The sequence below is a fragment of the Texcoconibacillus texcoconensis genome, assembly GCF_014202575.1.
Classification (GTDB): Bacteria; Bacillota; Bacilli; order Bacillales; family Salisediminibacteriaceae; genus Texcoconibacillus; species Texcoconibacillus texcoconensis.
On the sequence record NZ_JACHHB010000015.1, the window covers coordinates 38308 to 59293 of the forward strand.

The window sequence follows — 20986 nt, forward strand, 5'->3', positions numbered from 1 at the left end:
AGTGATGTTGATGAGTCGAAAAATAGAAATCTACGACCCGGCATTATGTTGTCCAACAGGCATTTGCGGCCCGAATGTAGACCCTGAATTAACAAGGATTTCTCGAACAGTGACAATTCTTGTTAACCAAGGCCATGACGTGAGCCGCTACAACCTTGCTCAAGAACCTGAACCGTTTTCGAAACAACCTGATGTTCAAAACCTTCTAACTGAAGAAGGACCTGAGTCTCTTCCTGCCACCGTCGTTAATGGGGAGCTCGTCAAATCGAAAACTTACCCGACAAAAGCAGAATTTGCAGAATGGTTAGGGATTAAAGAAGAAGATATCGAAGTACGCGTACCGAAAAATACGATTAACCTGTCTACTGAATAGGATAAAAAGGATGATCGACGATGGAACGACTTCAGCCAGAACACATTAGTCACACACGCCACCTTTTCTTCACCGGAAAAGGTGGCGTCGGAAAAACATCGACCGCTTGCGCGACTGCTGTAGCTTTAGCCAATCAGGGAAAACGTGTGTTGATCGTTAGTACGGACCCCGCTTCCAATTTACAAGATGTCTTCGGCGTCTCATTAAAAAATCAACCGACACCAGTAGAAGGCATCGACAATTTAGACGCTGCTAACCTCGATCCCGAAGAAGCAGCACGCGCTTACCGTGAAAAAATGATTGGCCCTTACCGTGGAATCCTGCCAGAGGCTGCTTTACAAAGTATGGAAGAACAACTTTCCGGTGCTTGTACGGTTGAAATCGCGGCATTTGATGAGTTCACGAATTTGCTCACTGATGAAACGACTGTACAAGACTACGATCACATCATTTTTGATACAGCGCCAACTGGACACACTCTTCGATTATTACAGCTTCCAAGTGCGTGGAGCAACTTTATTGATGAAAGTACCCACGGCGCTTCTTGCCTCGGACCATTATCTGGGCTTGAGGAGAAAAAAGATCTTTACGCCAAAACAGTGGATGCCTTGTCCGATCCTTCTTCAACTTCACTCATTCTCGTTAGTCGCCCTGACGTTTCTTCTTTACAAGAGGCAAAACGCGCAGCCGATGAATTAGCTGAAATCGGCATCAAAAATCAGCAACTCGTTTTAAATGGAGTTTTTGAGCGCAAAGGCGATGACGAGATTGCGTTAAACTATGAAAGAAAACAACAAGAAGCGCTGCGTCTAGTATCAGACTTCTTCGAAAGTGTACAAACATATTATCTTCCACTCGTCCCGTATAACCTTACCGGAATGGATGCACTAAGAAAGTTGTTTACAGACGAGGTTGCACATCAATCAGATCAGAAAAGTACAAATAAAAACGACAACTTCTCTAAACTTCCTTCACTTATTGATGAATTTGCCGACAAGCAGGAAGGTGTGATTATGACAATGGGAAAAGGTGGCGTCGGTAAGACAACCGCAGCATCTGCCATTGCTGTCGGTTTAGCTGAAAAAGGTCACACTGTTCATTTAACAACAACAGACCCTGCCGCCCACCTTGATCAAGTCGTTGGTGATGCTGATCTTCCCGGTAGCTTACACATGAGCCGTATTGATCCGAAAGCTGAAGTTGAGACTTATAAACAAGACGTATTAAACAATTTAGATGATAACCTTACAGAAGACGAACTTGCTTATGTAAAAGAGGACCTCGAATCTCCTTGTACAGAAGAGATTGCTATCTTTCAAGCATTTGCAAAGGTCGTCGATCAAGCAAAGGGAGCTTTCGTCGTCATTGATACAGCACCGACTGGCCATACATTGTTGCTCTTAGATGCAGCCGAGTCTTATCACCGTGAAGTGGAACGGACAAAGGGAGAATCATCTGAAGCGGTGAAAAACCTCCTCCCTCGCTTGCGGGACCCTGAACAAACACAAGTCGTTCTCGTAACATTGGCCGAAGCGACACCTGTATTTGAAGCAAGTCGATTACAAGTTGATTTACAAAGAGCAAATATTCATCCTCGTTGGTGGGTGATTAACCAAAGCTTTTACGAGACAAACACGCAGGACCCTGTGTTAAAAGGACGCGCACAAGCAGAGGAACCTTGGATTCACCGTGTTGACAATGAATTTGCCGAAAATGTTGCCATCATCGGTTGGCAACCAGATGATTTAGTGGGACTTCAACAATTGAAACAACTCGCTACCAAAGCATAATGATGATAAAAGCCTACGCAGAATGCGTAGGCTTTTAAACAACAGGTCCTTCCCACATATTGATGCTTCTAATTTTTTCCGTGTAAGACTATATACACATCCTACTCAGAAACAAACTCATTTTCATGATGTTACACCTGAATCAGCTTCTCCTTCATCAATCACTTTTACTTCACGCCATTTTCCAAATAAATAATAACCGATGGCAATTAAACTACTTAAAATGAAACTCAAAGCCATACCAATTGGAATCCCCATTTCTCCATAAAAAGACGCGAACAGATACGTCAGTGGAAAACGAAGCACCCAAAATGATATCAAGTTAAGTACAAACACTTGCATCATAGCGCCAGAAGAACGAACGACACCATTGAGAACAAAATTAATCCCTAAAAACGGATAGAAAAACGCAATCATTTGCACGTACATCGTTGCAAATGCAACCGTTGATTCTTCCCCGACAAACAATGCAACCAAATGCTCCGCCGTGACAAAAACGATCGCACTTATGCTTAGAGTGACAATAAAAATCAGTAATAAGCCGCTTTTCGCAACAGACGACACACGCGCCCATTGACCTGCACCAATATTTTGCCCCGCCATACTATTTACAGCCGTCCCTAATGTCATCGCAGGCAGCATGATTAAACTATCTAAGCGTTGCGCAGCACCGAAACCTGCGACAACGGAATCACCAAAACTAGTGACAACAGACATGATGGCAAGAGTCCCGCCAGAAATGACGACCATTGACAATCCAGAAGGAAAACCTGTTTTAAATACAGTCTTCATATACATCATTTCCGGCATACGAGGTTTCTCAAATGGTACACCAGCTTTATAAATGGAGTAGAACAGTCCATATAAAAAGGCTACACCTTGAGATCCGATGGTTGCATACGCCGCCCCCTCAATACCTAAATCAAAACCTGCAATAAATATTGGATCTAAAATGGTATTTAACACAACTGCGATCAAGACAAAGCGTACCGGTGTCTTACTATCTCCTAAAGCTCGTAGTACGGTCGAAATGAAGTTGTAGCCGAATAAAAATAAAATACCGAGAAAGTTTATTTGCAAATAACGTTCGGCAAGTGGAAATATATTTTCCGGTGTTCCCAGCCAGGAGAGGATCGCTCCTGAAAACGTAAAGCCAACGATCCCTAATAACAAAGCTAAAGATCCAAGAACGATGACGAAGGCATTCAGGGATTTTTTCAATCCTTCTTCATCGTTGGCACCTCTTCGCTGTGATAAAACTGTTAATGTCGCTGCATTCATCCCTATAATAAACGAAAGAACCGTAAATACAACGGTTCCTGATAACGCTGTTGCACCTAGTGCATCATCGCCTATTAAATTTCCAACCCAAAGGCTATCAATAATTTGGTACGACGTCTGTAACAGATTCGTTAAGAAGATGGGCGCTGAATAGAACACCATCTTTCGCATGATACTTCCTTCTGTGAAATCATACTGTTTCGTTGCCATCATCAACGACTCCCGTCACCGATCTACTCTTGATTCTCAGCGATCGTATAACTTTCAGATAACGCAATGCTATCCTTGACCGATTGCGACATCGGACAATTTTTCTGTGCTAAATGCATCGCTTTTTCAACCTTTTTATCCACAAAACCCGCGCCATGCAATGTATAGTGAAGGTGAATATGTGTAATTCGATTAGCCTCTTCAGGATCGCGCTTAATATCTGCATCGACCTTGATATCACGGACAGTCATCCTTTGTTTTTCAAGCACTTTTCTAAAAACATTCCCACTACATACCGCAATTGACGACACCATCAGTTCATAAGGACGGAACCCCTTACTTTCATCACCTGAAATCGTCATCGTTCCAAATTGACATTCTGTTTCAAAAACATTTTCATCTGTATACTGAAATTGCATATAAATTCATCCTTTCTGTTGTCTAGAACCTCTTGCTTTTCTTCTATTATTGTACCCTTTTTCAATGAGTGACGTCACGTGAGAAAAATCAATGCCTTTGCATTTTAGCGTCTACAAAGTAAAATGTAGGAGGAAAATTCACACTTTTACACACAGGAGTATTCATCATGAAAAAAAATCATAAAAAAACAGTTAACCATCCTACCTATCGATCTTGGGTTCTTGTCGTCATGGTCATGATCGCTGGATTTTCACAGGGGACATTGTTACCTGTGCTCGCTGTCATGCTTGAAAATCTCGGTATTTCTTCATCAGCTAACGGCTTCAATGCTGCAGGTTTGTACATCGGGATTTTATTAATCTCACCTTTTCTTGAAAAACCCGTCCGTCGTTTCGGTTATAAGCCTGTGATTATTATTGGATTACTACTTCTCGTTTTATCATTAAGCTTATTTCCATTGTGGCACGCATTTTGGTTTTGGTTTGTGCTAAGGATGATTGTAGGAATTGGCGACAACCTCATCCACTTTTCTACTCAAGTATGGATTAGTTCAACGAGTAGCCTAGAAAAACGCGGCAGAAACCTTGCCATTTACGGCTTAGCCTTTGGTTTAGGATTCGGTATGGGACCGCTTATGACGCAATTACTTCATATTCACGAAGCACTACCTTTCGTCTTAGCTGCAGGAGCAAGCCTTCTTTCATGGTTATTAGTTTTAGGTTTACGTAACGAATGGCCAGAAAATGATATCGAAACCACTTCTCAACTAAATACATTCGATAGATATAAAAAAGTACTATCAATGGCCTGGTTTGCCTTACTTCCAGGGTTCGGGTACGGTTTTCTCGAGGCATCCTTAAACGGAAATTATCCCGTTTATGCGATGAGAAATGGTATTGATCTTGATTGGGCTTCTATATTGTTATCGAGCTTCGTGTTCTCTAGTTTGATTACGCAAATTCCACTTGGTATGTTAAGCGATCGAGTAGATAGAGGACGTGTCATGAGATGGATCATTTTCCTCGGTTTGATCACGTTCTTATCAATGAGTGTTGTAGAAACTTCGATGTGGGCACTACTTGGTTGTTTTATCATCGCCGGCATGTTACTCGGTTCTTTATTTTCACTTGGTATCGCCTACCTCGCCGACCTTTTGCCAACATCATTACTCCCAACAGGAAACGTTATGATTGCTGTTCTTTTTGCACTAGGTAGTATGACAGGACCTTACCTCGGTGGAATATTTATTAGTTGGTTCGGTTCCGGAAGCGTCTATTATTCGATTAGCATGATGCTTTTTGTCTTACTTATAGCAAATTTTATATTCACACATAGCCAAAAAAATGAAGAGGGTAAAGAATCAAAATCCGCTTAAACAGCAAAAAGCAAAAAAACCAGAGTATGGTTGCGCGCGGCGCAGCAACCTACTCTGGTCCTTAATACTTATTTATCGTTTACAGTTTGCTAACGTTAGACGCTTGTGGTCCGCGGTTACCTTCAACGATTTCGAAGCTTACTTCTTGCCCCTCTTCTAATGTTTTGAACCCTTCTTCGTTGATTGCGGAGAAGTGTACAAATACATCGTCTGCACCTTCAACTTCGATGAAGCCAAAGCCTTTTTCACTGTTGAACCATTTTACTTTACCGTTTTCCATGTTAAAAAACCTCCTAAAACTTGACGCATTAGCATATGACTAATACGCGTTAGAGCTTCCTTTCAATTAAAGGAGAAGGGGGAATCCGTAAACTCGATCTCGAAAAGATCCGCGTCGGAAAGATGACTTCCCTCTTTCGATGTTTCAATCTAGCCCCATTTTACCTTAAAGATAAATATAGGGAATTACCCTTCTTGGCAAAGAACAAATCTTTACCACCTATTGATTTCAGCCCTCTCAGGTGTATTTTTTCCTGAGAATATATTTAATATACCATATCCATAAAACGATAACAAGAATAAATTAAATTCTAATTAGAAGTTTCTTTCTTGTTAAGTAACAATCTCCCTTAAAATAAAAACCAGAGTGTGGTTGCGACGCGGTGCAACAACCAACTCTGGTTTGGTTTCATTTATCGTTTACAGTTTGCTAACGTTAGACGCTTGTGGTCCGCGGTTACCTTCAACGATTTCGAAGCTTACTTCTTGTCCCTCTTCTAATGTTTTGAATCCTTCTTCGTTAATTGCTGAGAAGTGAACAAAAACATCGTCTGCGCCTTCAACTTCAATGAAGCCGAAGCCTTTCTCACTGTTAAACCATTTTACTTTACCGTTTTCCATCTTTAAAAACCTCCTAATACTTAACACAACCAACATCATGTGTTGTTTGCATGTAGAGCTTTCTTTCAATCGAAGGCGAAGGGAAAATCCATAAACTTGAACTCGAGAAGATCCGCGTAAGAAAGATAAAATCTTTCCTCTCTCGATGTTTCCATCTCACCCGACATATTCAAAATAAGTTGACTATTACGGGGAGTTAGTACCCTTCTTGGAAGATAAGATAACGATTTCGAATCCACTTCCAAGAAGAGGAACGATTTTCATTACCTTTCAACCATCTCTTGATAATCAGCTCTCTCAGGGCTTAGTTTTTCCTGAGAATACGTTCAATATAACATAACATTTTTGGGAACACAAGGTAATCACATTCCTGATTTTTGAAAAACTTCCGACAAAATTTGCGCAGGTTTTAAAGCGCTCATATTCTTTTCAACCCTACCGTCAACATCCTTTTTTAAATGGTTTTCCATCGTTCTTACCATGTTCGCCTCGCCTGCAACATACATTCGCTCCCAATTACGTTTTTTATAAAGTTGATCGATGGTTACCGCCATATTTCGGTACCAACGTTGCATATTTTCTTCGAAACGTTTTTTGAAATCATCTTTGTGCGTTGCACTCGAAGCTTCACGTTCAGACGCTGACAATCCAGGTGAAAATGACCAATTTTCAGTTTCTGGATCAAATGTGTAGCTCCACATTTCTTGGATTTCACCAAGCCCAGTTTCAATCACTTTAACCTCGTCCATATGGGTGAGAATAATGCCAGATTGCGGATATTGCTTCTGGAATTGTTCAAGTTGATCAATAACAGGATGACTTTCCCAATAAAAGGATGTCTCAACGGGCATTTGTAAATAGTACACGGACCATAAGTCGTGTGCTTCAGATGCAAATATCACGACACTGCGTTGTAACGAACGTTGATTGTCTTGAATTTCTTTTTCTACCTTTGATTTTAAAGTCTGAAATTGATTGAGCTGTTGTTCGTTCCCACTCGCTCGCAAATATTCAGCAATTTTTTTAAGTCCATTTTTGAAACGGATCTTCCATTCACCATTTTGCTGAGAGCGACCTTTTGGGTCCGTATTCAGATAAATGCTTAAAACATGCTTCCCTTCACTTGATTGAATATTTCTCAATCTCTCGATATCGTTCGTTAATGCCATATAACATGCCCCCTTTATAAGGTCCTTGTTAACCTTTTACCTTGGTACTTGCTTTTTAAACCTTTAAAGAGGACATGTTTATATAAAGTAGCGCATCGTCACATAATGTTCACAAATTAATGGTGTTTGTTTTGCTTATTTGCACTCCCTGATGTCTTGTGATTACCGTGAGGTCTATGCTTATTTTTGTTTTTTACATTGTGATTTTGTTTATTATTACTCACACGTGTTCCCCCTCATTGAAAGTCATTTAAGCAAAACAACGATATTTAATGGATAAAAAGGAGTGACCACGAATCGTGGTCACCCTACATCATTTTCCGCTGATTTCTCCATTACTTTAGGGTCGAAACGATCTTACTCTTTCGGAGACACCTCATTTCTTCGGTGTGTCTGAGCATTGGCTTCTACGATACAGTCATCTTCAAGGTTGTCCAATTCGTTGTCCATCGGCGACACCTCATTTGAAGCATACTATCGTCTCTTTACCAGTGCATCCTCTGGGGTCGAAACGATCTTACTCTGCCGGAGACACCTCATTTCTTCGGTGCGCTTGAGTAATTGCTTCTACGATACAGTCATCTTCAATGTCGTCCAATTTGTTGTCCATCGGTGACACCTCATTTGAAGCATACTATCGTCTCTTTACCAGTGCATCTTCTGGGGTCGAAACGATCTTACTCTGCCGGAGACACCTCATTTCTTCGGTGTGCTTGAGTAATTGCTTCTACGATACAGTCATCTTCAATGTCGCCAATTTGTCCATCGGTGACACCTCATTTGAAGCATATTATCGTTTCTTTACCAGTGAATCTTCTAGGGTCGAAACGATCTTACTCTACCAGAGACACCTCATTTCTTCGGTGTGCTTGAGTAATTGCTTCTACGATACAGTACCTTCAATGTCGTCCAATTTGTTGTCCATCGGTGACACCTCATTTGAAGAAGCTCATTGTCGTTTCTTTTCCATTGTTTATGAAATCAGCGTTGAAAATGATCGTGGAGAAAAACGTTTTTAAACGTCTTTCTCGGTTATTATCATGTCCGCTTTCCTTGTCACTATTCAACTTCTTTATGTGGAATTTCTTTCATGTTCTCCGGTTCCTTCAGGTTCTCCATCATCAGTAGCTTCTTGCAAAGGCTTCTTTAATTGTTCACTAAGACGTTGAAATTCATCTTTGGTTTCTCGAGCTGTATCAACAATCTCTTGCGTGTTCTTTTTTAAGTGTTGTGCACTTTCGGCAAGTTGACGAACATCATCGCTTGTCTCATCTAACACGTCCGTCATTTTTTGTGCAGATGTTCTGATTTGGTCTACAAATGGTTCACGGTTTTCACTAACAAATGTCACAAGTTCATTCGTTTTCTCAACATAACGTTTGGATGTATCGACAACTTTCGTACGCGCGTTCTTATTTGCAACAAGTGTGATCCCACCGATAATCACGGTCCCAATTGCTGCAGATTTCACCCAACTCCGTTTTTTTCCAGTCTCAGAATCCATCCTCATCCCTCCTCAATCGCCGATTGTACGTTTATTTTAGCAAGAAAATGCAAAAACAACCAAATGATTACACAAACAAGAGAAATTCATGTAGGTTATTGAACTCATATCCTCATGAAATAAAAGAAGATACCCACACCACTGTGTATATTGTGGATATCTTCTTTTGAACAGCTTTGTGAAAGAGGGTGTTTTTCGGTTATCTGTGTATAAATATGTGGATAAATGATGGGGAGAGGGGAATCATTTATCTTCTGACAATACATCAAACATCAATCCTGAAATAATTGATAAATGAGTTTGCTCATCCCATATAAAGAGCTGTAAAGTATCTCGTTCGTTTGAAGGATTATACATATACCAAAGTATTGTATACCAACGAATGATCTTTATTTTGCGAAAGTGCATATCTTTTAATCCTTGTTCAATTGAAGAAGGTGTAGAGAACGTTGGTGCATCAACTTGCAATGGATAACCCGTGAGATGTTGATAATGAGCTTTTAACCAACTATAATGTCTACGTTCATCTTTCAACATGTGATTAAGCCACTCTTGTCGCCATGGATGTCCTTTTGAAATAACCTTTAAATAGTCGAACATCAATTCATCAAAACTTTCGTACTTGACGATTTCTTTAAGTGCATGCCGCAAACGGCTTTGGTGATAATAGAAAACCTTGTCGTAATAAGATATATTTTGCGATTCAAATGTTGACATCCGCTCACCTCTCAATACCATTTGCTACATGTGTATGGTCAGTTATGATAAATAATTATTTAATAAATGTTCGAAAAATTGTAACAAACACCCCCTACTCTTTACTACGGTGAACAAGTACAATGAGAATTGTAAGAAAATTAAAATTACAAACAAGAGGTGACGGAAATGCGTAAAAAGTTTCAAAAAAGTTTTGATGAACTGGTAAACGAAAATAAAGAAAATTTACTAAGAGACAAAGATGCCCTTGAAGAGATCGAGAGAAAGTTAGAAGATCGTCAAGTAGTAGAAGATGTTCAACACGCGTAAAATGTAAACGCTTTATTGTGGCGATTATGTTCATATTTGAACAAGATTAGTATGTATTCACAAAGGCGTTTTCAATCGATCGTCGACCGAATACTAACCATCATATCGATGAAAACGCCTTAACTACCCTTTTATCTATTAAGTAAAGATGAGATCATTTCTTTGTTCTATTCTACAATGCCAATTCTCCCTGAATGAACTTCCACTTTGTTTTCCCTCTTTCAATTGCTTAAAACCCCCCACCGCCATTTTTAGCTTTCATTTTAACCGCATTCTCCTGTAACAAGTTTAATTTATTATTTAAATGGGAATAGTGACCATGGTAAAACACATATTTTCAATTGACAGATTGGAGTGAGTCATTTGTTAAAGCGTATACATGCAACCGTATCTGGTCGTGTACAAGGGGTAGGGTTTAGATTTTTCACACAACAAATTGCCACAGAATACCACTTAACTGGCTGGGTTAGAAACTGTTCCGATGGTACTGTGGAACTTGAAGCCGAAGGGGGACCCCAAAACATCAAATCCTTTTTAGAAAAAGTAAAAAAAGGAACGATTGCCGCCAAAGTTGAACATATAAATGTTAACGATATTCCTGTTAGAAATGAAGAAAAGGGATTTAATATTAAAAAGTAGTGGGACACCGGAGTTATTCGCCAGTGTCCCATTTTCGATTTAATTAATAAGATGTATGAGTTCATCTAAATAGCATAGCGCTTTAGTTTTTTATCTCTTCCACAAAATTGAAGTCGACGTCTTTTTTTCTAGATGAATAAAATGATGAAGATGATTACTTCACAACGAGAACATCCACTTTAGCATGACGAACAATATGTTGGGATATACTACCCATGACTAATCGATCGAACGTTCCATATCCTGTTTTTCCACATACAATTAAATCGGCATCAACTTCCCTTGCAATATCTTGCGCAATTTTCGTTTTTGGGTTTCCTTCATCAATTCGGATTACATACTCAACATCGGTTAGATCATAACGCTTCAAGACATATTCAATATGTTCGCGCATTTCTTTACGATTTTTCCCCTTAAAATCTTTCGACTTTTTAGTTGAACGCCCTTTATATTTTCTCCGAGTATCCATTACATTCGCGACTGTTAATTTTGCTTTTTCTTCCTGAGCGACGCCCACTGCTTTTTTTACTGCTTGTCGAGCATTTTTCGACCCATCATAGGCTACAAGAATGTGCACATAACCACGTTTCAATTCAACCCCTCCTAAAAGATGCATTCTATTACTATCTTATCGACCAACACATTCGATGATGATTTGATTTTGTGTGACACGATATATTTCTAGGAAGAATCGAAATTGTTTCATGAAATTCTTAAGAGGAAATCTAGCTGCACAATGTCCGAATCCGAGGCGAACAACACGGTCTAAGACGTGACCACATTTTGTTCGCCTCCTTTCCCTTATCCGAGTTGAACGAAAACAAGAGAATAGCATTATGCCATTCTCTTTTACCAACTAATCACCTGTTGTCGCACCAAATGATTGAAAGACAGTACCTCTCGTTTCTGGATATACTTCTCTCCCAACAATTTGATTGAGTATTGTTATATTTCGCTGTACAGAGAGTAACAAATTGGTCGCACCCGGCCCATGTGAATGCTCTAAATTCGTTAACATGTACACATTGTGGACAACGCCGTCTTCAAAACTTAAACGGTAATCCCGTTTAACAGCAAATCGATGCTCATCTTCCCATTTGATTTTTCCGTTTAAACGTTCGATCCAATTTGGGATATGTGGTCGATAACCGGTTGCAAGAATGACTCGATCAACATAAACATTGAACTCCTTTTCTTGTTGCCATTGTTCGCAGTCCACCTGATACTTCCCATCTACAAATGATATTTCCTTTACATCTATTGTCGATCTGATCGTAACGTGTGTATCCTTTCCACCAACAGATCGATGGTACAATTCATCATATAACGCATGTAATGTCTCTTCCTCTACACCGTTACGAAGATGTTGTAAATTCGGTAATTCTTGTTTTCTTTTTTCAAAAGGCAGAGCATGAAAATAATCAATATAATCAGGTGAAAATATTTCTTGTCCTAGCTTTCCGGATTCTAGTTGAAAAAATGCTGGCGAACGGGTATACCAATAAATATGAAAGGATTGCTGCTCCTGTCGTTTTAATAAATCAACGACAATTTCGGTCGCACTTTGTCCCGATCCAACAACGAGTACTGATTGACCAACTACCCCTTCATCAATTTGATTAAGATATTGACTTGAATGGAAAACGCCGTTTCCTAAATGATCTTTAAGAGGTTCTGGTACCATCGGCGTACTTCCAGTCCCTATAATCAAATGTTTAGCCCGGCAAGTCTCCTTTGACTTAGTTTTCGTATCTTCAACGACCACTTCATAATATGAGGATTGTTCATTTGAGTGATCCACGACATCCACAACTCTCTTTCCAAACTGACAGTTCTGCAATTGTTCAGCAACCCACTGTGCATAATGATTATATTCTGTTCGCGGAATGTGAAAACGTTGAAAAAAATAAAATTGATACAGTCGCTGATGCATATGTAAGTAATTGATAAAAGAATAGGGGCTTCTCGGATCTGCAAATGTTACAAAATCAGCTAAGAAAGGGACTTGTAAGTCAGCTTCTTCAATCAACATACCTGGATGCCAACAAAAACTTTCGTTTTCATCAAAGAAAATCGACTTCATGTTTGTGACAGGTTCAACCAATGCTGCCATTCCTAAGTTAAACGGGCCAATTCCAACACCAATCACATCATAAACATTTGTTTGTTGTTCATCATTTTGTACCATAAAATGAGGTCACTCCTTTTCAGATGAAAAATGTGCAAACATTCACACCTTTACTTCAGCCATTGACACGTCAAACCATTCGTATTAAAATCACTTCAAACATTTTTAGGAAAAAATATCTACACTCGTATAATCGCAGGAATAGGGCCTGCAAGTTTCTACCAAATGACCATAAATCATTTGACTACGAGAGAAAGAACGGTACGAAACGGTGACACGTAAAATTTTTGCGTGATATCTTTTGTGTCTTATGACATATCGTTCATCTCTCTTGGGAACTCTGGCTCTTAGTCAGAGTTTTTTATTATGAGAGGAGAGAAACTCGTGAATTCATTTTTTTATCGTCCTCAAAAAGGAATTAAACAAGCTTCTAAACAAGAACTAGCCGATTGTGTGATCAAAAATGGCCTCGTAGTTGATGTTTTTAATGGAGAAATCGTCGAAATGGATATTGCGATCACTGATGGTATGATCAGTGGCTTAGGTAGCTACGATGGTCATGAAGAAATTGATGCCAAGGGAGCATATGTTGTTCCAGGCCTGATTGATAGCCATGTTCACATTGAGTCCTCGATGGTAACCCCTAAGCACTTCGGAGACTTGTTACTACAACACGGAGTGACAACAGCTTTAACAGATCCACACGAAATTGCCAATGTCACAGGTGAAAAAGGGCTAGACTTTATGTTAAAAGAAGCCGAAAAGACCGCTTGTGACTTAAAAACATTGCTTCCTTCCTGTGTCCCAAGCACACCATTTGAACACGCTGGAGCTACACTGTCAGCAAGCGACCTTGAAGAGTATTATACCCACAACCAAGTGATTGGATTAGCTGAAGTCATGGATTTCCCCTCTGTTCAAACTGAAAATGAGGACATGATGGCAAAAATCTCATCCGCTCTCACAAAAGAAAAACACATTGATGGTCACGGTGCTGGGCTTTCTAACACAGATATTAACGTCTATGCTACCGCAGGAATCAAAACAGACCACGAGTCAACGACACTTGAAGAAGCTAAAGCACGATTACAACGCGGTCTCTATGTTATGATTCGCCAAGGTTCAGGAGCGAAAGATTTTCAATCACTCATCCCACTTGTTCGTGAAAGAAATGCTCATCGTTTCCTATTCTGTACAGATGACAAACACTTAACTGCCCTAATGGAAGAAGGAAGCATCGACCATCACATTCGCCTTGCTATTGAATATGGACTCGATCCAGTTTTAGCCATACAAATGGCGACATTAAACCCCGCCGTTTGTTACGGACTTAAACAAAAAGGTGCAATTGCCCCTGGTTATGAAGCAACATTTTTATTTGTCGATGATTTACCATCATTTTCAATTCGGGATGTATTCGTGAACGGAGAGCGAGTCCATCATGACTTACAGAAACAAGAAGATGAAAACGACTTCCTTGACACGGTCACTGATACAGTTCAACTACCTAACTATACGAAAGAAGACTTCAAGATTTCGATGGACGGAACAACAAAAGCAAATATCATTGAAATACAACCAAATTCAATCGTGTCTAAGCACGTCATTGATACAGTCCCAACACAAAACGACGAGTTCACACCTTCACCTGAACAACGTTTATATAAGATGGCCGTCTTAGAGCGTCACGGCAAGACAAATAATATCGGACTAGGAATTATCAAAGAATTGCCATTAAAAGAAGGAGCAATTGCTACAAGTATTGCTCATGACTCGCATAATATTGTAGCCGCTGGCTGTACCGATGAGGACTTGATCACAGCCATTGAACACCTAAAAAACATACAAGGAGGACTTGTCATCGTCTCAAAACAAAAGATTGTTGCTTCACTCGCACTTCCAATTGCAGGACTGATGGCACACGAAAACATTGATCATGTTTCAAAACAATTGAAATATGTACATAAAGCTTTAGAGAAACAATCGTACTCACACGATTTTGATGTCTTTTTAACGCTGTCATTTATGTGTTTACCTGTCATCCCTGCATTAAAATTAACTGATATCGGCCTGTTCGATGTTCATCATTTAAAACACATTGAAGTTCCCGTTCATCCAACGACTGAAACCACCTAACATCTCCAACAGTCATACAAACAATTTACAACGTACAAAATGAAAAAAGCTGATGCCGTATAGGTTGATTGTTCCGTGTGCAAAGAACAACACCTATTTTGGTCATCAGCTTCTCTAGGATACGAACGACTTTTACATTAAAGGTCTAAAGGATGCTTTCGATTTTATTATTGACGTTAATATTATTTTTTATACATGAAATGTTAATGAAAATTACAGTTTAACGTACGCAACCATGTTAAACACCTTTATAAGCTTGACGGTAAATCTCAGCTAACTCTTTTACGAGTGGCTGTTTCGGATTAGATATTGTACATTGATCTTCAAATGCACGATCAGCTAAATCTTCAACTTCCTGTTCAAATTCCGACTTTTTCACACCATTTTCCGCAATGCTCATTGGAATATCTAGCTCACGAGCCAGTTTAATCACTGCTTGGACGAGGCTTTCCACTCCTTCTTCTGTCGTTTTTGCAGGAAGCCCTAGTTTGCGGGCAATTTCCGCATAACGCTGATCAGCAATGAAATGTTCATATTTCGGGAAAGTTGCAAACTTCGTCGGTTTTTTCGCATTGTATCGAATCACATGCGGCATAAGAATCGTATTCGCACGGCCATGGGCAATCTCAAATTCAGACCCTAATTTATGCGCAAGGCTATGATTAATTCCTAAAAATGCATTCGCAAATGCCATTCCAGCAATCGTAGACGCATTGTGCACCTTCTCACGGGCAACCTCGTCCTTTTCTCCATAATGATAAGCACGCGGTAAATATTCAAACACTAATTCTATTGCCTTCATCGCCAATCCGTCGGTATAATCGTTCGCTAGGTTTGAAACATATGCTTCAATCGCATGTGTCAAAACATCCATGCCTGTATCTGCTGTCACTTGTTTAGGAACAGTCATAACAAATTGTGGATCTACAATCGCCACATCAGGTGTCAATTCGTAGTCTGCTAATGGATATTTTACGTTTTCTTCTTTATCAGTAATCACTGAAAATGACGTCACTTCAGAACCCGTCCCTGAAGTTGTTGGGATCGCTACAAATTGCGCTTTTTTCCCTAGCTTTGGAAATTTGAATACGCGTTTTCTAATATCTAAAAACTTCTGCTTAATCCCTTTAAATTCAACGTCAGGATATTCATGGAAAAGCCACATGGCTTTAGCAGCATCCATCGGTGATCCACCGCCAAGGGTGATGATCACATCAGGCTCAAAACTATTCATCATTTCCGTCCCTTTCATCACTGTCTCAATTGAAGGGTCCGGCTCAATATCAGAAAAAATTTCGTAACGAACGTTATCTGAACGTTTTTGTAAGTAGTAGAGGATTCGGTCAACATAGCCAAGGTCGACCATTGCTTTATCCGTAACAATCATCGCCTTCGAAATATTTGGCATCTTTTCTAAGTACTGTATAGCATTCTTTTCAAAGTAAACTTTAGGTGGCACTTTAAACCATTGCATATTAACATTCCTTCTCGCCAGTTTTTTTACATTGAATAAATGAACAGCCGTTACGTTTGTCGATACAGAATTTCGTCCATAAGAGCCACACCCTAAAGTTAGCGATGGCATATAGGCATTATAGATGTCACCAATAGCTCCTTGAGATGAAGGGGCATTCGTAATCAAACGTCCTGCTTTCATACGCATAGCAAATTGATGAATCACGTCTTCATCTTCTGAATGAATAACAGCTGAATGGCCTATGCCATGAAACGCCAACATTTCTTCTGTTCTTTTCAACCCTTCCTCTGTCGTCTTAACTCGATAACAAGCAAGGACTGGACTCAATTTTTCTCGTGAAAGCGGGTTGTCTGGTCCTACACCTTGTAACTCCGCGAGCAAGATTTTCGTTTCCTCAGGCACATTGACGCCTGCTTTTTGCGCGATTTCGTAAGCGGATTTCCCGACAATTTCACCATTAACCGCACAAGCATTTTCATTAATAACAAGCGACTCTACTTTCTTTCTCTCTGCATCAGTAAGGAAATGACATTGGTTAGCTTTTAATTCATTTTTTACATCATCGTAGATTTCATCGTCTATAATGACCGCTTGCTCTGAGGCACAAATCATGCCATTATCGAAAGTTTTAGAAAGGATGAGGTCGTTTACTGCCCGCTTTACTTTGGCCGTTTTTTCAATATAACAAGGCACATTACCTGGACCAACACCTAAGGCAGGCTTCCCTTGACTATAAGCAGATTTCACCATACCTGATCCACCTGTTGCTAATATAAGTGCCACTTGTTCGTGAGCCATTAATTGCTGCGTTGCTTCTAATGAAGGAGTTTCAATCCATTGAATGCAATGTTTAGGTGCTCCTGCTTCGAGTGCCGCCTCATAAAGAACTTTTGCTGCTTCACGACTCGATTTCTGAGCACCGGGATGAAAGGCAAAAATAATCGGGTTACGTGTCTTAATTGAAATTAATGCCTTAAACATTGTTGTCGACGTAGGATTGGTAACAGGCGTAACACCTGCAATCACACCGACCGGTTCTGCAATCTCTACGATTCCTTCATGTTCATCTTCGTGTATAACACCGACTGTACGATCATGTTTAATACTGTTGTAAATATATTCAGTCGCGAAAATGTTTTTAATAATTTTATCCTCATATACACCACGACCTGTTTCCTCTACAGCAAATTTAGCTAACGGCATGTGTTGATCCAAACCTGCTAAAGCCATCTGTTTTACAATGTGATTAATCGTATCTTGATCAAAACTTTGAAACGCTTCCAATGCCTGTTTTCCATTAGTCGCTAAATGATCAATCATCGTTTGCACACTTTGTTTTTGTTCCACTTGTTCTTCTTTTGTCGCCATATAAAATTCCTCCTTATTTTGAGAACTCATTCTCATATATTTTTACTTTTTTAAGTTATTAAGTCATTAAGTTGTGAAATACTGAGCATGATAACTCAAAAAATATGAAACCTATCACTTACATGCTGGGTTTCTAGGAACTTTTTTTATAGAAATATCATTAATCATTCGCGCACTATTTTGAAGAACACATACATAATTTAGGGTCCAAATGAAAGATGGGATTTCGTGATTGTCATCAAACATCATCGCTTCAAACTGATCTCCTACCGCATTTTCAAATGCTTCTCGGGAATATGTTTCGGTATCGGTTGAAAAATCAATCCAGTCAAATATAATTTTATTTTGGACGTTTTCCATGGTGATCCCTCCCTTACTTTTGTAATTTTCATTATATCATTTACAATCGAATCCTAAATTGCAAAATATTGAATATTTTTTGTCTCTTTATAAAGCGCTCCCATTACATTTATTCTTTTTATTTTTCAGAAAGTTCACTATTATGAATATAAGAATGAACCTTTTAATCACCAAGGAGGATCATAAATGAACATTCGCAAAAGTAGAGCAGACGACAAAGATGTATTGATTGACCTTTCCGAATTTGCCTTTCAATACGAATTGAGCGATGAAGACAGAAACGAACGACGTGAGCAAATGAAACCCGAATGGACGTGGGTCGTTGAAGAAGAAGGACAGGTTGTCTCGAAAACAACTGTCATTCCGTTAGTTACATACGTAGGTGGTAAATCTTTTAACATGGGAGGTGTCTCTGGTGTCGCAACATGGCCTGAGCATCGTCGTAGTGGGTTTGTACGAGAGTTACTGTCGAAGAGTTTAGAAGAGATGCGTAGCAATGGGCAGTGCTTGTCGTTTCTCTATCCGTTTTCTATTCCTCTTTACCGAAAATACGGTTGGGAATTATTCACTGAATATGAAACAATCACGCTGAAAAGAGATCAATTACCTGAACGAAAAACCTTCCCTGGTCAAATCAAACGTAAATCAAGCGTTGATTCAGACATTAAAACGATCTATGAGCAGGTTGCGCCACGTTTCCATGGAACATTAAAGCGGGATGATGAATGGTGGGACCGATCCGTTCTGAAGAAAAAGAAAGGCCAAATAGCAGCCTATTATGATGACAATGATACGATACAAGGATACATCATCTACAAAGTAAAGGATCAGCATTTAACAGTGCATGAATGGGTGTCTAGCCATGTTGAAGCACGAAATGCGCTCTTTTCATTTCTTGCTAATCACGACTCGATGATCGACACATTAACGATCAACGCCCCAGTAAAAGAAAATTTATCTTTCTCATTACCTGACCCGAAAATCAAACGTGACATCACTTCTTACTTTATGGCACGGATCGTCGACGTTGAAAACTTTTTACAACAGTATCCTTTTGCGACGCAAGACAAAGTCACGCTCATTTTCCACGTTCGTGATCCTTTTTGCTCATGGAACGAGGGAACGTTTATCGTCAAGACGGGCGACATACCTGGAGAAAATGATGTTCAACGGGCACAATCGAAAAGTGAAGGTGCCGCTTGCACCCATCCGCCTAAACGCGGAATCCACACTGACATCAAGTATTTAACAGCAATGCTGATGAATGCACAATCTCCTTTACACCTATATGACCAACAAATGATTAATGGAAATAAGAAAGATATCGATACATTTTCAGACGTAATCCCTAACAACTGCCCTTATTTATACGATTTCTTTTAACACACAAAGGGCTGCTTCAAAGTTCGATTCTTTCAAGCAGCCCTCTTGTTCTTACTTATTGAAATAGTTTACGCATTGCCTTAATGGATGTTTCTGACTGCTTGTATCGCAGCGGAACGTCAAATGACGTTGTCTGTTTTAAGACGCTTTTTTCATGGGTAAATGTATCAAAACTTGCTTTACCATGATATGCACCGACGCCACTGGCACCGCGTCCCCCAAATGGTAGGGCTGAATTAGCTAAGTGATAAACCGTATCATTAACACACCCGCCACCAAATGGCACGTTTTCTAAAATGTATTCCTGTAGCTTTTCCCGTTCAGTAAATAAGTAAAGGGCGAGTGGATCTGGGTTTTCACGGACGATATCTAATACTTCTTCCTCGTCGTCAAATGTAATTACAGGCAAAATGGGCCCGAAGATTTCATCTTTCATGACGGGATCATCCAATTGAACGTCAACCATAACCGTTGGTTCAATAAATCGTTTAGAACGGTCATGTCCACCTCCGTAGATGATTTTTTCAGCATCTAACAGTGAAGTGAGTCGATCGTGATGCTGTTCATGAACAATTTTTGGGAAGTCCGGATTTTTTTCTACCTTTTCTCCGTAATATTTTTTAATGTACTTGATCATGTGTTTGAGCAGTTTCCGCTCCTGTTTACGATGAACGAGAACATAATCTGGTGCAACACACGTTTGACCTGCATTAAGAAATTTGCCCCACACGATTCGTTTCGCTGCTAGTTTGACGTTTGCATCTTTCATGACAATCGCTGGACTCTTTCCACCTAACTCTAGCGTCACAGGCGTTAAGTTCTCTGCAGCAGCTTTCATCACTTTTTTCCCTACTTCGCTACTACCTGTGAAAAAGATATAGTCAAAATGCTCACTGAGCAAATTTTTAGCAACGTCGGCATCTCCTTCAACGACTGCAACATATTCAGGAGTGAAAAGATCTTCCAATAAAGATTTGATCACGCGCGATGTATTCGGTGTGTATTCTGATGGTTTCACAACGGCTGTATTACCCGCTGCAATCGCTCCGATCAAAGGTGCGATCGCCAGTTGAAATGGATAGTTCCACGGCGCGATAACAAGTGTGACCCCATAAGGTTCACGATAAATATAACTCGTTGAGCCAGTATGGCTGAGGGGCGTTTTTACTTTTTCGGGCGCTGTCCATTCATCAAGATGTTTAAGGACATCTTTAATTTCTGCGTACAAAAAACCGATTTCTGTCATGAAGGCTTCAGGACGCGATTTATTAAGATCTTGATGTAATGCAGCCATAATTTCCTCTTCACGCGCTTCAATGGTTTCACGCAACGCTTTCAGTTGCATTTTTCGTTTTTTTACCGACTTTGTTTCACCTTGATGAAAAAACGTTCGTTGACGTTCGACGAGGTTCTTTATTGAATCGACCATTTTCCTACTCCTTTCGCG

The 20986-nt window shown here is 39.8% G+C and carries 19 protein-coding genes and 1 riboswitch; of the genes, 7 read left to right on the forward strand and 12 right to left on the reverse strand.

Going from position 1 to position 20986, the window contains the following annotated elements; all coding sequences use genetic code 11:
* The first annotated feature begins 10 nt into the window (after window positions 1-10).
* A complete protein-coding gene (arsD, locus tag HNQ41_RS14075; protein ID WP_184665075.1) occupies window positions 11-373 on the forward strand; it encodes an arsenite efflux transporter metallochaperone ArsD in 363 nt (120 codons plus the stop codon).
* A 20-nt stretch (window positions 374-393) separates the two neighbouring features.
* Window positions 394-2163, forward strand: coding sequence for an arsenical pump-driving ATPase (gene arsA, locus HNQ41_RS14080; RefSeq protein ID WP_184665076.1), 1770 nt, complete (start codon window positions 394-396; stop codon window positions 2161-2163).
* A 123-nt stretch (window positions 2164-2286) separates the two neighbouring features.
* Here the strand turns inward: arsA and HNQ41_RS14085 are convergent, their stop codons facing one another.
* Both HNQ41_RS14085 and HNQ41_RS14090 read right to left on the reverse strand, forming a co-directional pair.
* The gene (locus HNQ41_RS14085) at window positions 2287-3654 is read right to left on the reverse strand and encodes an MATE family efflux transporter (RefSeq protein ID WP_184665077.1); all 1368 of its coding nucleotides are present in this window, start codon (window positions 3652-3654) and stop codon (window positions 2287-2289) included.
* Between the two features lie 23 nt (window positions 3655-3677).
* A complete protein-coding gene (locus HNQ41_RS14090) occupies window positions 3678-4073 on the reverse strand; it encodes an OsmC family protein (protein WP_184665078.1) in 396 nt (131 codons plus the stop codon).
* Between the two features lie 167 nt (window positions 4074-4240).
* Between HNQ41_RS14090 and HNQ41_RS14095 the strand changes: the two genes are divergently transcribed.
* Window positions 4241-5449 (forward strand): MFS transporter, encoded by a 1209-nt coding sequence (locus HNQ41_RS14095; RefSeq protein WP_184665079.1) that lies wholly within the window; start codon window positions 4241-4243, stop codon window positions 5447-5449.
* A 79-nt stretch (window positions 5450-5528) separates the two neighbouring features.
* Here the strand turns inward: HNQ41_RS14095 and cspD (HNQ41_RS14100) are convergent, their stop codons facing one another.
* The 5 genes from cspD (HNQ41_RS14100) to HNQ41_RS14120 all read right to left on the reverse strand — a co-directional run bounded on the left by cspD (HNQ41_RS14100) (window position 5529) and on the right by HNQ41_RS14120 (window position 9739).
* Window positions 5529-5729, reverse strand: coding sequence for a cold-shock protein CspD (gene cspD, locus HNQ41_RS14100; protein WP_184665080.1), 201 nt, complete (start codon window positions 5727-5729; stop codon window positions 5529-5531).
* A gap of 419 nt (window positions 5730-6148) precedes the next feature.
* Window positions 6149-6349 (reverse strand): cold-shock protein CspD, encoded by a 201-nt coding sequence (gene cspD, locus HNQ41_RS14105; protein ID WP_184665080.1) that lies wholly within the window; start codon window positions 6347-6349, stop codon window positions 6149-6151.
* Between the two features lie 362 nt (window positions 6350-6711).
* On the reverse strand, window positions 6712-7518 hold the full coding sequence (locus HNQ41_RS14110) for a VLRF1 family aeRF1-type release factor (protein WP_184665081.1): 807 nt from the start codon (window positions 7516-7518) through the stop codon (window positions 6712-6714).
* A 1072-nt stretch (window positions 7519-8590) separates the two neighbouring features.
* Complete coding sequence (locus HNQ41_RS14115; RefSeq protein ID WP_184665082.1) at window positions 8591-9022, reverse strand: methyl-accepting chemotaxis protein; 432 nt, start codon at window positions 9020-9022, stop codon at window positions 8591-8593.
* 243 nt (window positions 9023-9265) lie between these two features.
* Window positions 9266-9739 carry a ferritin family protein gene (locus HNQ41_RS14120; protein ID WP_184665083.1) on the reverse strand — a complete coding sequence of 158 codons (474 nt, stop codon included), beginning with the start codon at window positions 9737-9739 and terminating at the stop codon, window positions 9266-9268.
* A 168-nt stretch (window positions 9740-9907) separates the two neighbouring features.
* Here HNQ41_RS14120 and HNQ41_RS14125 point away from each other — a divergent pair, with 168 nt between their 5' ends.
* Both HNQ41_RS14125 and HNQ41_RS14130 read left to right on the forward strand, forming a co-directional pair.
* Complete coding sequence (locus tag HNQ41_RS14125; RefSeq protein ID WP_184665084.1) at window positions 9908-10048, forward strand: FbpB family small basic protein; 141 nt, start codon at window positions 9908-9910, stop codon at window positions 10046-10048.
* A 363-nt stretch (window positions 10049-10411) separates the two neighbouring features.
* Complete coding sequence (locus HNQ41_RS14130) at window positions 10412-10687, forward strand: acylphosphatase (protein ID WP_184665085.1); 276 nt, start codon at window positions 10412-10414, stop codon at window positions 10685-10687.
* A 154-nt stretch (window positions 10688-10841) separates the two neighbouring features.
* On the opposite strand, the gene HNQ41_RS14135 is transcribed toward HNQ41_RS14130, so the two are convergent.
* Both HNQ41_RS14135 and HNQ41_RS14140 read right to left on the reverse strand, forming a co-directional pair.
* On the reverse strand, window positions 10842-11279 hold the full coding sequence (locus HNQ41_RS14135; RefSeq protein ID WP_184665086.1) for a universal stress protein: 438 nt from the start codon (window positions 11277-11279) through the stop codon (window positions 10842-10844).
* A gap of 264 nt (window positions 11280-11543) precedes the next feature.
* Window positions 11544-12875, reverse strand: a complete 1332-nt coding sequence (locus tag HNQ41_RS14140) for a lysine N(6)-hydroxylase/L-ornithine N(5)-oxygenase family protein (RefSeq protein WP_184665087.1) — start codon at window positions 12873-12875, stop codon at window positions 11544-11546.
* Between the two features lie 105 nt (window positions 12876-12980).
* A riboswitch (purine riboswitch) is annotated at window positions 12981-13082 on the forward strand.
* A 117-nt stretch (window positions 13083-13199) separates the two neighbouring features.
* Between HNQ41_RS14140 and ade the strand changes: the two genes are divergently transcribed.
* On the forward strand, window positions 13200-14951 hold the full coding sequence (gene ade, locus HNQ41_RS14145) for an adenine deaminase (RefSeq protein ID WP_343043374.1): 1752 nt from the start codon (window positions 13200-13202) through the stop codon (window positions 14949-14951).
* 238 nt (window positions 14952-15189) lie between these two features.
* Here the strand turns inward: ade and adhE are convergent, their stop codons facing one another.
* Both adhE and HNQ41_RS14155 read right to left on the reverse strand, forming a co-directional pair.
* Window positions 15190-17826, reverse strand: coding sequence for a bifunctional acetaldehyde-CoA/alcohol dehydrogenase (gene adhE, locus HNQ41_RS14150; RefSeq protein ID WP_343043375.1), 2637 nt, complete (start codon window positions 17824-17826; stop codon window positions 15190-15192).
* A gap of 84 nt (window positions 17827-17910) precedes the next feature.
* Window positions 17911-18156 carry a hypothetical protein gene (locus HNQ41_RS14155; protein WP_184665090.1) on the reverse strand — a complete coding sequence of 82 codons (246 nt, stop codon included), beginning with the start codon at window positions 18154-18156 and terminating at the stop codon, window positions 17911-17913.
* Window positions 18157-18342: 186 nt separating this feature from the next.
* Between HNQ41_RS14155 and HNQ41_RS14160 the strand changes: the two genes are divergently transcribed.
* Window positions 18343-19539 carry a GNAT family N-acetyltransferase gene (locus HNQ41_RS14160; RefSeq protein ID WP_184665091.1) on the forward strand — a complete coding sequence of 399 codons (1197 nt, stop codon included), beginning with the start codon at window positions 18343-18345 and terminating at the stop codon, window positions 19537-19539.
* A 55-nt stretch (window positions 19540-19594) separates the two neighbouring features.
* Here the strand turns inward: HNQ41_RS14160 and HNQ41_RS14165 are convergent, their stop codons facing one another.
* Entirely contained in the window at window positions 19595-20968 is a 1374-nt protein-coding gene (locus tag HNQ41_RS14165; protein ID WP_184665092.1) for an aldehyde dehydrogenase, read from the reverse strand.
* Between the last annotated feature and the right edge of the window lie 18 nt (window positions 20969-20986).